This window comes from Chitiniphilus purpureus, assembly GCF_025642115.1.
GTDB classification, from domain to species: Bacteria; Pseudomonadota; Gammaproteobacteria; order Burkholderiales; family Chitinibacteraceae; genus Chitiniphilus; species Chitiniphilus purpureus.
Genome location: NZ_CP106753.1, coordinates 2,567,454 through 2,580,485 on the forward strand (window position 1 = coordinate 2,567,454; position 13,032 = coordinate 2,580,485).

A 13,032-nucleotide genomic window follows, 5' to 3' on the forward strand; every position below is an offset into this window, starting at 1 on the left:
CCATGTGCGGCAGGTGCGTCCAATTTCTTCATCCCGGTTTTCCGGGATGTTGGCGAGGGCAGAGGGGCCGCGTTCCGGCCACGCCCGGATCAATCGGCGATGTGCGCCATCAAGCCAGTCCGATCCGTTGCGATATGGTCGGCGAGCACATGGTGGTCCGGGTAGTCGCCGCCGTTCTGTGGGCGAAAAGCGATCGGTTGGTCCTCGAACAGCCGTTCCAGCCGCCTGCGCCAGGCTGCCGCTGCATCGGCGGCGCCTTCGGCATCGAGTCGGCCGCTTCCATACACCGCGAATGTGGGCAGCACCTGCATGCCGGGAAAGAACAGGGTGCCGTGTGTGATGGGAAAAAGCAGTTGCTCGAGCGGTCCGTTGATGCCACGGGCGGAATAATCCTGCGCTGGTCCACCGACGCAGACCGCCAACAGCGCGCGCTTTCCCGCAAAGCCCCCTTCGCCGTAGCGATAGGCATTGCCAGCCCCTTCATAGCCATAGGCCAAGCCAAACGCCCACACGCGATCCACCCATCCCTTCATGATCGCGGGCATGCCGAACCACCATAGTGGGAACAACAGGATCACCGCATCCGCAGCCAGGATCTTGCGTTGTTCCTGCTCGACGTCGGGTGTCTGGCAGCCGTTGGCAAAGGCGTGCCCCGACTCGTCGATAAAAGACAGGCGATCCTGATTGACCCGGCTGGGGAAGTCCCGGCCATCGAACACCGCCTTCCAGTTCATGCCGTACAGGTCGGACTGCATGATCCCGTGGCCCTGGGCCTTCAGCACTTCGATAGCGATTCCAACGAGGTGGCACGTCATGGACGTTTGCTCTGGATGGGCATGGACAAGAAGCACTTTCATGGATTGGAACCTCATCAACCGGTCAATGGAGACACGATACGGTCCCACTGGATATAGTTGAAATGAATTTCCAGAATTGTAGGTATTTAAATGGGCAATTCCTTAAGGCATCTCGACCTGAACCTGCTGGTCACGCTGAACGCCCTGCTGGCCGAGCACAACGTGACCCGTGCGGCCAAGCGCCTGCACCTTTCGCAGCCTGCGGTGAGCGTGCAGCTCGCCCGGCTGCGTGAGGTCTTCGGCGATCCCTTGCTATTGCCCGGCCCCCGCGGCATGCGGCCCACCGCGCGGGCCGACGAATTGCGTGAGCCGCTGCGGCTGGCTCTGGAGTCCCTGACGCAGGCAGTTGCGCCCTCTACTCCTTTCGATCCTGCCAAGGCCCGCCAGACCTGGCGCATTGCCGCATCGGACTACAGCGAGTCCACCATTGTGCTGCCGGCGCTGGCCGGACTGCGGTCGGCAGCACCGGGCACACGGCTGGCGATTCTTGGATCACCGCCGCCAGCACTGGCGCGCCAAGCCGAACAAGGTGACATCGACTTGGCCTTTCATATCAACGAGGAAGCGCCTCCAGGCCTGCGCCGCAGATCGATGTTCACCGAGCGGTATGTCCTGGCGGGCCGCGCCGGGCATCCGTGCTTGAAGCGGCGTCCGACATTGGCCCAGTTCTGCAAGCTCGACCATGCGATGGTGTCGCCCGTCGGTGGCGGCTTTCACGGTGTGACGGACGCAGCGCTGGCTGAGCTGGGCATGGCGCGCAACGTGGTGCTGTCCGTGCCGCACTTCCTGTTCCTGGGATCGGTATTGGCCAGTACCGACCTCGTGGCGGTGGTGCCGTCCCGGCTGGTGAGCGGCCACCCGGCGCTGCAGGTGGTCGAACCACCTCTTGAAGTACCAGGTTTCGAGATGCTCATGCTCTGGCACGAACGGATGCATCGCGACCCGGCGCATCAATGGCTGCGGGAACACATCGCCGGCTCGGTGTGAATGCGCGCGGACGGCCAGCTACCCAAGGACCGACCCATAGGCCCGCCTTCCCCAACCCCGCCGCCGCTTGCCACCGTACGTTGCGGCCCAGTCACCGGATGGCATCAGGCACTTTCAGAAGCCGCAGGGAAGCGAGGCGCAGCAAGCCGGATCGGGCTTTGAAGCGCACCGGCGTGGAACAGGGTCCAACTTGGGCAATTGAAGATGCTCGTCTATTCGGCCTTAGCATGATCCGGCGCATTGCACTGCCAAGGCCAGGAGCGAAATAAAAAAGCCCTCCCGGTCAGGGAGGGCTCAGGTGAGGCACAAAGGGGGTGCGGCACGTCAAGGTGCCGCGGCAGACCGAACCGGATCAGGAGCAGGTGCCCAGATCCTTCCACACGCCCCATTCGCCCGATTGGGACGGGTTGTCGCCCTGGGTCCACCACTTGTTCTGGTAGTTGCGGCCGTTGTAGCTCACCTTGGTGTTGGCGGTGGCGTACACGCCGGCTGCAGTCCAGGCGGCGGCGCAGGTGGTGCCCGGCGTCGGCGTGGGGGTGGGTGTGACCGGGGTCGGCGTCACGGGGGTGGGTGTGGGGGTGACCGGGGTCGGCGTTGGTGTCACCGGCGTCGGCGTGGGGGTCACCGGGGTGGGCGTCGGGCTGCTGCCGGTGCAGGCACCGACATCCTTCCACAGCGTCGGGCTGGCCGGTGGGTTCCAGTTGGTGCCGGCGTAGGCGACGTGGGTGACCAGTGCCTGGTAGTTGCGGCCGTTGTAGGTCACCAGGGTGCCGGCGCTGTAGGTGTTGCCTTCAGCCCAGCCGGCATAGCAGCCGCCCGGGGTCGGCGTCGGAGTCACCGGGGTGGGGGTGACCGGCGTCGGGGTCGGGGTGACCGGGGTGGGGGTCGGCGTCACCGGGGTCGGCGTCGGCGTGACCGGGGTGTTGGAGGCTGCTGCCTTAAAGATGTTGTAGAAATCGAAGTTGGCCTTGTTGACCAGGCTGTAGGCACCGTAGTTGCCCGAGCCGACACGGTCACGCTGGAACGACCAGTAGGCGATCAGGCCGATGTTCTTCTGACGGGCAAAGTTGGTCAGGGTCTGTGCGTCTTCCAACGTGAACACTTCGTTCTGGACGTCGTTCTGGCCGATCATCGGCGTCACGCCGATCATGGCCCACAGTTCGGCATCGGTCTTGGTCGGGAAGATCGGCTTGATCTGGTTGAACAGCGACGTGGCCGCCTGCACCGCCAGATCGCCCATCTTCTTGCCGCTGGAGATGCCGCTGCCGTAGTCCATCGCCATGATGTTGACGAGGTCGACCCGCACGCCGGCCTCGGCGGCCGAACGAACCACCGCGATGCCTGGGCTGGTCAGGCCGGTGGGCAGTACCGGCAGGGTGAACGAGACATACAGGTCCGGATACTTGGCCTGCAGCTGCTTGAGCGCCGTGTTGCGGGTGTTGTTCAGCTGGGTGTTGCTGAGCTGGCCACCTTCGACGTCGAAATCAAGCGCGCGGATGCCATGGTTCAGGATCATGCCTTCGATCAGGCTGACCATCTGGTCGACCGAGCAGACTGCTTCGATATAGGTGCCGGCAGCGCCGCCGAACGACATGATCACCCGCCCGCCACGTTGACGGAAGGTGGCGATATCGTCCTTCATCGCGCCGTCGAGCAGGTTGTTGCCGCCGCCGTCGTTGGAGATCGCACAGCTGCCGTTGCGGGCGATGGTGAACGCCAGGGTGACGGCGTTCATGCCCAGTTGCTGCTGGGCCGAGGCCAGTGTCGGGGCCGGATAGGCAGCATTGCCGCCGTACCACATCTCGAAGTAAGGGGCGACCTGGGCGGCATCGGCAACGCTGCAGGCGAGCGTCAGTGCCGCGGCCAGCGATTTGAGGGCAAAGTGACGGCCACGATAGGTTGTATGCATTTCTGTTCAACTCCATCCTGTAGTTTTGAAAGCGCCGTGACGGTCGGGACAGCGCGAGGCCCGCCATGGCGTCCGCCCCCGCGGCAAGGAGAATGCCGCCGGGAGCGTAGGGGATTACAGCAACCGGGTCGCGATTTGTAAAATTAGCGCTTGCTTGTGCTCAGGCTGTTTTTGCCGCCGCAGAAGTGGCGCGCGCAGCCCGACGTCATGCGGCAGGATGCACGCCTTGAAATCGCCGCCAAGCCAGCGTGTCCGCTCCGGCTGTGCCGACATAGCAAATCCGGGCATCGACGCGATGCTGCAATGCAGCTGGGATAGGCGCTTTCCGCCACATCCGGCTGCTTTTTGCGACAGCAGGCCCCGCGCCGGAACCAGCCGGGCTCATCCGATAAACTGCGCATTGACCGGGACGGACGGCACGTTGCAAATACGCTGCGTGCAGATGACAGCCAAGCCATCGTCACGCCGGGCGTGCATTTGCCTGCCCCGGAATCGCCCGCAGGGACGGGCCATTGCGTCCACAAGCCGTGCCGCACCTGGGCCGCACCGTGTCATCCGAACGACGTGGGTAAAGGGTTGGGCGGCCGCGACTGCCGCTGCGACCAGGCGTCGTCGGCGGGACAGGGGTTCTCCCTGCTTGCCTTGGTGGGCATCTCCCTTGAATCGCCGGGTGGCAGAAGCGTCGCCGCAGGGGGACAATCGTGCCCCAGCCGGCAGCATTTCGCCCAACCGCGATCTGCCGCAATCCAGACACACAAGGGGAAACAGCGGCATGGCAACGGATTTCGACGTCCTGGTCTACATCGGCCGTTTCCAGCCATTCCACGCCAGCCATCTGCAGATGGTGCTGCGCGCGCTGGAGCGGACACGCCGGTTGATGCTGGTGCTTGGCTCCACCCCGGCGCCGCGCAGCGTCCGCAACCCATTTTCGTTTGCAGAGCGCCGCGCCATGATCGAGGCCGCCGTGGCCGAAGCCGCGCCGCAGCGCGTGGCCGATCTGCGTTTTGTGCCGGTACGCGATTACTACGACAGCGTGCGTTGGGCCGCGGCGGTGCGGCGCACGGTGGCAGACAACGTGGCGCCTGGGGAGCGGGTGGGGCTGTTTGGCCATGTCAAGGACGACACCTCGGCGTATCTGCGTGATTTTCCGGACTGGCCGTTCGTTGCTGCCGGCAACTTCGGTGGCCTGAGCGCCACACCGCTGCGCGAGGCCTGGCTGGAAGGGCGCGATGACGGCTGGCGCGCCCACGTGCCGCCGAGCACGGCGCGCTTGCTCGATGCGTTCCGCACCGAACCGGCTTTTGCCGTACTGCAGGCCGAAGCGCGCTACCTTGGCTGGCACCGGGCGCAATGGGCTGACGCGCCTTACCCGCCGGTGTTTGTCACTGTCGATGCACTGGTGCGCTGTTGCGAGCATGTCTTGCTGATCCGCCGCGGTGGGCAGCCCGGCGTGGGGACCTGGGCCTTGCCCGGGGGGTTTCTCGACCAGCACGAACGGGTGGCCCAGGCGGTGTTGCGCGAGTTGACCGAGGAAACGCGCCTTGATGTGCCTATCGAGACGCTGGTGGGCGCGCAGGCCGGCAGTGCGCTGTTCGATCATCCACAGCGCAGCGCACGTGGGCGCACGCTGACGCATGCCTTCTACTTCGATCTGCCGCTGCCGGCCCTGCCGGCGATTGCTGCAGCCGATGATGCCGCCGCAGCGCAATGGGTGCCGTCAGCCGAGCTGGCGCAGATGGAGGCCGAGTTGTTCGAGGACCATTTCATGATCCTCGATCACTTCCTGCATCTGCTGCCCTGCCGGTGATCCGGGTGATTCCGCCACTGCAGCGGAACGGACGGGCCTGCCTGCACGAAGCGTTGCGCCAGCATCGGCCCGGTGGCCTTCAGCCGGCCCCGCATGGTGCTGTGGGCGCAATGCACCGGGTGGTGCCCGCGACCTCCATGCCGTGGCGCAGCCGACGTGGCAGCGCTGCCATCCTCACCAGTTCACCGCGTCGTTGACGATCATGCTGCCGTTGGCCGGCACCTGCAGTGTGCGGTTGCCGCCGCCCGGGTAGTTCTCCCAGACAACGCTGCCATCGCGTTCCTTGCGGTAGTACTTGTACGCCACCGTGTGGCCGGCCGGCAGGTTGGCGCGGGTCTGCCAGAGCGGATAGGCGCGTGGATCGGCCGGCAGCCCCAGGTCGGTATGCCATTGGCCCAGCGCGTCGGTATTGCCGGTCACATAGACCTGTTGGCCCCAGCTGGTACCCGCCGTCGCATTGAACGCCACGGCCACCTGGCCGGGCAGGGGCGGCACGATGCAGGTGGCGTAGCGGGCGCAGGTCTCCGGGGGCAGATCGGCGATGCGTCCGGCATGCATCGAGGCCACCAGACTGATGTATTCCCCCATCGCCCAGCTCAGCGGGGCGATCGACTTGGTCGGTGTGCCGGCGGTGTAGCCGGCCGGCAGCGATGTCTGCCAGCCGGTGATGTTGGCGCTGTGGTTCCACACCTGTTCGGGAATGAAGCCGCTCGGATTGGAAAAGGCCTTGACCGCCGCCAGATAGGGCGCGCCGTTGCCGCCAAGTCCGCTGCGCGCGATCTCGAACATGCCGCGCTCGGCGGTGAAGATCGGCCATAGCCGGCCCCGGCCGTTCTGCCCGTCGTAGTTGCCGCCGTCGTTGCGCTCGCCGTAGCCGTCGTAGTTGTAGCGGAACCAGGCATCACCCCGCCCGGCGATCGATTGCCGGAGCAGCGCGTCATACTCGGGCAGGGTGTCGAGCACAGTGCTGTCGTCGGCCCGCTTCACGCCCAGGCGCACCAGCTCAAGGAAGCCACCGTCGACGATGTAGCGCTGATCGTGGCTGCCACCGCCATTGCCGTGGGTGAAGGTCAGCGCAGTGTCCGGGCCGTTGGCCGGGTCAAAGCGCTGCAGACCGGCCCCGGTACCGCGCCGGGATGGGTTGATCCGGATGTAGTAGCGACCGTCGCCGTGAAAGCCGGTGCGGGTGAAGGTCCAGTCCGCGACGCGCTGCTGCCAGTAGTCGGCGGTGGCCAGATAATGCGCGGCACTTGCGGTATCGCGGTTGAGGCGGGCGAACTCGGCCGCGGCGACCAGGCCGGCGATCTCGGCGGCAATGGTCGACGGGGAATAGCCGCTGTTCTCCTCCCAGCGTTCCTGCTGGGTCCAGGGCCCGGTGGCGGCAAGGTAGTCGGCGGTGCGCTTGATACGCGGCCACAACGCATTGACCGCCTGCTTCACGCCGCTATTGCCCAGCCGGTAGGTGCGCCAGGCCAGGATGATGGGCATGGCCTGTTCGTCCATCTGCGTGCCTTGCCAGTATTGCCAACCCGAGACCCACGCATTCTGCGGAAAGCGCCCGGTGCGGCTGTAGCCTTGCGGGCAGCCGGTGGCGTCGTACTCCGCATTGCCGCAGTCCATGGTCTGCTGCAAGGTGTTGAAGAGGTAGCTGGTGACTTCCTGGGCGGTGGTGACATCACCGGCAGTGAGCAGCGCATTGGCGAACTTGAACAGATCACGCGGCCACACCAAGTGGTAACCGCCGTGGTTGGCGTCGCCATTGGTTTCGCCCCAGGGAGTGCCCATGCCCGCGATCATGGCGCCGTTGCTCTTGTCCTGGATGCTCTTGAGCGCCATCGCCGCCAGATAGTATTGATCGTCCGCCTGCCCGCCTTGCGGATCGAGCGTGGCGGCGTACTGCTGCCAACCGGTGTCATAAGCGGCCTGGATGGCGGCCGGATCACTTGCCAGCACCGCATTGGCGGTCGCACCGGCCTGTGCTTCGCTCTCGCCGAACGCCAGCACCACGTCGAAACTGACGCGGGTGCCGGCCACGCCAAGGTCGATCCAGCCCATCTGCGCCACGTTGCCCGGGCCGGCACTGCTATAGGCCCAGTGCATCACCCGGTCCGCCGGGCCGCCCAGGAGATCGGTCCAGCCGTCCGATTGGCCGACGAAGCCGGCCGAGACGAAGGGCTCGCCGCCGCCTGTGCTGCGCCACGGGCGCGAAACCGCCAACGCCGAGGCACGGCTGCCTTCGCTGGCGGTCAGTAAGGTGCGGCCACCCAGATCCAGCCGCCGCGCGTGGTCGTTGGCACCCGAATTGCCCATGGCCGGGTTGTGCAGCAGATAAAGGTTGAAGTCGGCAAGGGTACGCCCGTCCAGCGCCTCGAAGGTCACACGCTGGATCAACGCAGGCCGGGCCGGGTCGGTGAACACCTGTTTGTCGATCCGCCAGTGGCGCGCCGGATTCGCCGTCACCACCTGCCAGCGCAGCGCCCGCGGATTGGGCTGGGTGGCCGAATAGGACTGGCGTTTTTCCTCGTCGACGAACGTCCTCGCGCTGTCGCCGACCAGAAATTGCAGGTCGACCGTGTTGACGGTATCGAGCAAGGGGTAGAACACCTCCGAGACGACTCCGCGATGCCCGGTGAAATAGACCCGCGATGCCGCGGACGCCGCGGTACCGAGGAATGATTTCTCCGCCGGTGCCCAGGTCGACACGGCACCCGGCCCCCCTGGCGCAGGGGCAGCGCCGAGCGGCGCACCCACAGACAGCAACAGGCACAACAGCAGCCGGCCGAGCTTGGCGATTCGGGACATGGATGCGCTCCTGCGGCGCGAGCGACGGGGCGCCGAAGGCTCAGCTTAGGCAATCGCCCAAAAGGCCCGCTGTCAGCAAGATGGGCGGCAATCCCACCCCACCGCACCATGAAAAAGCCCCGCACCAGGCGGGGCAATGGAACAGGGGGCTGAGCGATACGCTCACTGCCAAACTAAACGCACTCAGCTGTTGATGGAGAGGTACAAATACCAGCGGTGTGGGAACAGAGATTGTTGGGACGACTTTGTTTCGATTCTCAGCCGACAACGGCAACGCAGTGGACACTCAACCGGAGACGGTTCGCTACGTCCAACCGGCTTGCAAGACAGCATCAACTGGAAGGGCGTGGCAGCAGGCGCACTGGGTACGGCGGTTACGGCTGGAATAGGCGTCATAGGCAGCTCGGCGCAGGCGGCACAGACTGCAGCATTCGAAGCCGCCTGGGGCAGTGGCGGCATCAGCGGTCCCTTTGGTTCCAGCATGGCCCCCAGCTTCAATGCACTAGGTGGTGTGGCCAGTGCCATGGGCGTCACCAATTCCACGATGGGTATGCTCTTGAATGGCATGGTCGGCAACATGGCAATGCAGGGTGCAAACGGGCTGACTGGCATACAGGAAAAGTTCAGCTGGCGTAGCATGGCTACAGCCGCAATCACGGCGCCGGTGGGCTCACGGGTTGGTGAGTTCGCCAACAACACCGCCGGCCGCTTTGGCGATGTGATTGGCCACACTGCTGGTCGCCTTGCACAAGGCGTCGTCGGCAACTTGGTACAGCGCCAAGGCAAGCTCCCGTGGGCCAGTGTAGCGGCGGATGCTTTTGGCACCAGCCTAGGCGATGAGCTGGTTGGTGCTCTGGCACGCAATACACGCGTGGCTGGCGTGGCTGAGCCGAAGCCGGAGGTCGAGGCGTTTACCTTGACCAATGGTGTGGGCGAACAGGCTCGTGTCGAAAACAGTATGTCGCTTCCCAGTGATTGGAGCATAGCTGCCGATGCCAGTGAGGCAATCGGCGTGATGAGTGACGCAGGGCTCGGAAATCCCGTCGCGAGCGACGAAATGGTGCTAAGAATTTCGGCATCGGATGCCGAAGCGGAGGACGATGCTACAGCAGAAGCCAGGACATTGGCCTATCGGCGTGAATTGGAGGCGAATGTACGGATCTATCGTTTGATTGAAGACCCACCGATTGCTGGACGAAATTTGCTTCAACAGGATAAAGTCCACACTGCACAATTGGCTGAGTCATTGAACAAGAAGTCTGCCTCATTCCAAGCCATGATGGGTTGGGATGCCTGGACTGACAGCCAAGCAATCGGAAGTAAGTTATCTGGTGGCATCGAGCGCTTCCGTAAGGAAATGAAAGCAGGTTGGGTAGCAAACCAAATGGCAACCTACAATGAGGCGATGCGTAATCAGCCGCGCGCTTCAATACCCAGCGGTCCACTCCGGTCAGAACTGGAGCAGGAGACCGCGGTGCGCATGGCAGCCATTGACAATGCTCGCAGCTCACCTTTTGCCGCGGCATTAATAGGCCCGGGCTACCTGCTTGATGGGGAGCGAGGCGCATATTTCGCCTCAACAGTTGGTGCCGCGCTTGACGGTTTGGCCATGTCGCGCGCTGGATTCCAGATGCCCAAGGCGCCTCGATTTGAAAGTGGGGTTTTAGCCAGCACTCGTATACGGCCGGGGACAACTGTTGCAAACACCGCTGGGCCCAGATTTTCGTTAAAGCTCGATACAAGTTCTGGGTTGAAGACTTGGGTTTCTCCGGAAGGGTTGAGGTATGGCCCCGACCGAGATCCCACGATTGGAAACCGGGTTAAGCATGTGCTGCTACACACTGAGGACGACGTGACCAAGTCGCAACAGGGTGTCTTCTCTATCCCAAGAAACGAAATCCTTCCTCTTACCGACTCGGCATTTGCAAAGATTAAGATCGGTAGTAGCGATGTCGTCTCACATGCACCAATAACATTGAAGTCCGGAGTGGTTCGGCAAGTGCACGAGGTGGAAATGGGGCAAACGATCGGATGGTTTGGTGGGAAGAAGGGCGCGGCAGCAGGGAACCCAGATGTGACCCGGTTGCGTCTCGTCATTGATAACGGTAACAACGTGGTTTCGTCATTCCCTGTTCAATAAGGCATATATGCACTGCATCGAAAAAGAATGTCCAGTCTGTGGGTATGGTTCAATCGGCTTCTTCAGGTGTTCGGACGGGAAAACTCTTGCTTTGGTTTGCAGTGAGTGTTCATGTACTTGGTTGTCTCCTGATGATGTTTCGCCGGAGAGTGCGGATGGCCCACAGCCTCCAGATTTCCGGCTGAGTGGAATGGATATTGGGTTGGCCGGGCCGTTTGCTGGATGGGCATCGCTCGAAGAGATAAATAACTCTGGGCTGGGCACTTACATTAGTCAGTAACTTAAGATCAAAAAGGAGACACAACTGTACGGCGGGTCATGCGGGGATCGGGGTCAGGTCTTGTATTTTGCATGGCTTGACCAATTGATTTGCTTTTAACGATGAAAAATAAAAGGCCTTGGCCCCGCAATATTCAGCCTTGTAGGTGCGCAAATCCCCGATTTGCGCACACGGATATACACTTCGACCGAATTTTCCGCCAATTTCTAACGCGCATTGGATTTTCCGTTCCTTCGGCACTTATATTCCCACGCGCGTTCCGCCGCGCCCACGGGTTCATTCTCTTTTGTTTCGCCAAAAGAAACGAACCAAAGAAAACGCGACCCCGCATCCGCGCCCTCCGGGGTCCCTGCGATGCTCGGGTTGGGCGGCGGCTGCGGAACTCGCTGCGCTCAAACAGTCCTCGCCAAAACCCCGTCCACCCCTGCGCTTGGCGATGGTGGGTTTGCTGACACCATAACGACGCGCCAAGCCTTGTAGGGCGGGTTGGCCTCATCAACCCGCGGAACCTGCCTATTCTGGCTTTGACCAATTCCTGACCTACATTCGAACTACTTCCTGCCCTATCCCTCCGCCCGGGCGTAAAACCCCACCCGCTGCCTTCGCCCTTGATGTTGACCCGCATTCGAGCAGCGTTCGCGGGAGACCCGCACCCCTGCCTGCTCCACACACACATCACGCAACCTCCGGTTGCTGCGTCAACCCGCGCCGCTCTTGGCTGAGCAACTACCTTCCGGCAATACAGTGCCGAGCGCACCGTGGGCGATTTGAGCCCCAAGCTGCCCGACCCGCCGCCGCCACTCAAGAGCCGCTGCCAGAAGATCGGGCAGATCGTGATGGTGGTCGGCTGTGGTGGTCACCGCAGTGACCTATGGCGCAGCCAGTGGGGCGATCGGGGCGGCAATGACATCCGGAGCAGCCACCGTGATGGGTCCAGTTGGTGGGCTTTGGCTGCGGCAAGCACTGACACGCTGCAACGCCTTTGTAAGCCTGGAAGTGAATCATCGATTGCTTGCTTGGCACTCAGTATCACGCCATCAGCCGCATTGGCGAAACCGGGGAAAGTTGCCGAGAATGAGGCAGCTCTTGTTTTGCCGAGTTTGGCTGCCATGCCATGCCCTTTCGCTGATCTGCCAAGGAGATGCCCGTGAATCTGGAACGATGTCTACGCAATGCCCTTGCGGCCCTGATCATGCCGATGATTCTGGTCGCGTGCAGCGACAGCAACGTGGAATCGGTGGATCAGCAGACGCCGGGGGGCAGGGCTGGCTATACGCAGCTGGTGGCGTTTGGGGACAGTCTGTCCGATGTCGGAACGTACAATCCCACCACGGGCGATGCCAATCCGGCCAACGACACGCCGATCGGGCTGATGTTCACCACCAAGCCCGGCGGCACCTGGCCGACTTATGTGGCAGCCAACCTGGGCCTGCCGCTGGCGCCCAACCGGCAGGTGAACTTTGGAGTGGTCGGTCAGAGCGGCAGGGTGATCGAACTGGGCGGGACCGGCTATGCCGAAGGCGGTGCACGGATCGAGGTGGATGTGCCCGGGGACGGTGTGGTGACCCAGACCGTGCCGGGCGTGGGCAGCGTGCCGGTGCAGGCGGCAACCCGCCGCAGCATCAAGACGCAGATCGACGACTACCTGGCCGAGCATGGCAATGCCTTCCGCGAAGACCAGTTGGTCCTGATCCAGGGCGGCGCCAACGATTTCTTCCAGTTCTTCGCCAATACGCCGCCGGCCGATCTGCCTGCGCTCACGCCGGCCTTCCTGAATACGACCGTCACCGCCATGGTGCGGCAACTGGGACGGCTGCGTGCAGCCGGGGCGCGCCATATCGTGTATGCCAATCTGCCCGACCTGGGCTTGACGCCGCAGTTCCGGGCACAGGGCCCCACCGTTGCCGCACTCGCCACCCAGCTGAGCGATGCCTACAACGGGGCGGTCGCCCAGCAGGTGGCGGGGCAGGGGATCATGGTGTTCGATATCGCCGCGCTGATCCGTGAGGTGGTCGCCGCCCCGGCGACGCTGGGGCTGACCAATGTGACCACACCGGCCTGCAACAGCTATACCACGCCGGGCAATCCGGCAACGCTGTCGGCCTTGATCTGCAGCGCCGATACGTTGGTGGCGCCCGGCGCTGGCGCCACCTATCTGTTCGCGGACGGCGTGCATCCCACCGACCGTGCGCATGCGGTTTGGGGCGGCCGGGTGGCACAACTGGTACTGGCGCCGCGTTGAGCAAAGCG

General features: G+C 63.5%; 8 protein-coding genes. 4 read left to right on the forward strand and 4 right to left on the reverse strand.

Annotated features, from left to right (window positions below):
- Positions 1-89 precede the first annotated feature (89 nt).
- Positions 90-857, reverse strand: coding sequence for an NAD(P)H-dependent oxidoreductase (locus N8I74_RS12015; protein ID WP_263123348.1), 768 nt, complete (start codon positions 855-857; stop codon positions 90-92).
- A 90-nt stretch (positions 858-947) separates the two neighbouring features.
- Here N8I74_RS12015 and N8I74_RS12020 point away from each other — a divergent pair, with 90 nt between their 5' ends.
- Entirely contained in the window at positions 948-1,844 is an 897-nt protein-coding gene (locus N8I74_RS12020) for a LysR family transcriptional regulator (protein ID WP_263123349.1), read from the forward strand.
- A 352-nt stretch (positions 1,845-2,196) separates the two neighbouring features.
- Here N8I74_RS12020 and N8I74_RS19350 read toward each other — a convergent pair whose 3' ends face one another.
- Both N8I74_RS19350 and N8I74_RS12035 read right to left on the reverse strand, forming a co-directional pair.
- Complete coding sequence (locus N8I74_RS19350) at positions 2,197-3,753, reverse strand: carbohydrate-binding protein (RefSeq protein WP_308445852.1); 1,557 nt, start codon at positions 3,751-3,753, stop codon at positions 2,197-2,199.
- A 114-nt stretch (positions 3,754-3,867) separates the two neighbouring features.
- On the reverse strand, positions 3,868-4,026 hold the full coding sequence (locus tag N8I74_RS12035) for a hypothetical protein (RefSeq protein WP_263123350.1): 159 nt from the start codon (positions 4,024-4,026) through the stop codon (positions 3,868-3,870).
- Between the two features lie 499 nt (positions 4,027-4,525).
- Between N8I74_RS12035 and N8I74_RS12040 the strand changes: the two genes are divergently transcribed.
- A complete protein-coding gene (locus N8I74_RS12040) occupies positions 4,526-5,560 on the forward strand; it encodes a bifunctional nicotinamide-nucleotide adenylyltransferase/Nudix hydroxylase (RefSeq protein ID WP_263123351.1) in 1,035 nt (344 codons plus the stop codon).
- 174 nt (positions 5,561-5,734) lie between these two features.
- Here N8I74_RS12040 and N8I74_RS12045 read toward each other — a convergent pair whose 3' ends face one another.
- The gene (locus N8I74_RS12045) at positions 5,735-8,362 is read right to left on the reverse strand and encodes a glycoside hydrolase family 15 protein (protein WP_263123352.1); all 2,628 of its coding nucleotides are present in this window, start codon (positions 8,360-8,362) and stop codon (positions 5,735-5,737) included.
- A gap of 319 nt (positions 8,363-8,681) precedes the next feature.
- Between N8I74_RS12045 and N8I74_RS12050 the strand changes: the two genes are divergently transcribed.
- Positions 8,682-10,502, forward strand: coding sequence for a hypothetical protein (locus N8I74_RS12050; protein WP_263123353.1), 1,821 nt, complete (start codon positions 8,682-8,684; stop codon positions 10,500-10,502).
- Between the two features lie 1,427 nt (positions 10,503-11,929).
- Complete coding sequence (locus N8I74_RS12055) at positions 11,930-13,024, forward strand: SGNH/GDSL hydrolase family protein (RefSeq protein ID WP_263123354.1); 1,095 nt, start codon at positions 11,930-11,932, stop codon at positions 13,022-13,024.
- Positions 13,025-13,032: the final 8 nt, after the last annotated feature.

Excerpts from the sequence above, each read along its gene's own strand:
- N8I74_RS12015 (WP_263123348.1), bottom strand. The coding sequence starts at position 857 with ATGAAAGTGCTTCTTGTCCATGCCCATCCAGAGCAAACGTCCATGACG.
- N8I74_RS12020 (WP_263123349.1), top strand. The coding sequence starts at position 948 with ATGGGCAATTCCTTAAGGCATCTCGACCTGAACCTGCTGGTCACGCTG.
- N8I74_RS19350 (WP_308445852.1), bottom strand. The coding sequence starts at position 3,753 with ATGCATACAACCTATCGTGGCCGTCACTTTGCCCTCAAATCGCTGGCC.
- N8I74_RS12035 (WP_263123350.1), bottom strand. The coding sequence starts at position 4,026 with ATGTCGGCACAGCCGGAGCGGACACGCTGGCTTGGCGGCGATTTCAAG.
- N8I74_RS12040 (WP_263123351.1), top strand. The coding sequence starts at position 4,526 with ATGGCAACGGATTTCGACGTCCTGGTCTACATCGGCCGTTTCCAGCCA.
- N8I74_RS12045 (WP_263123352.1), bottom strand. The coding sequence starts at position 8,362 with ATGTCCCGAATCGCCAAGCTCGGCCGGCTGCTGTTGTGCCTGTTGCTG.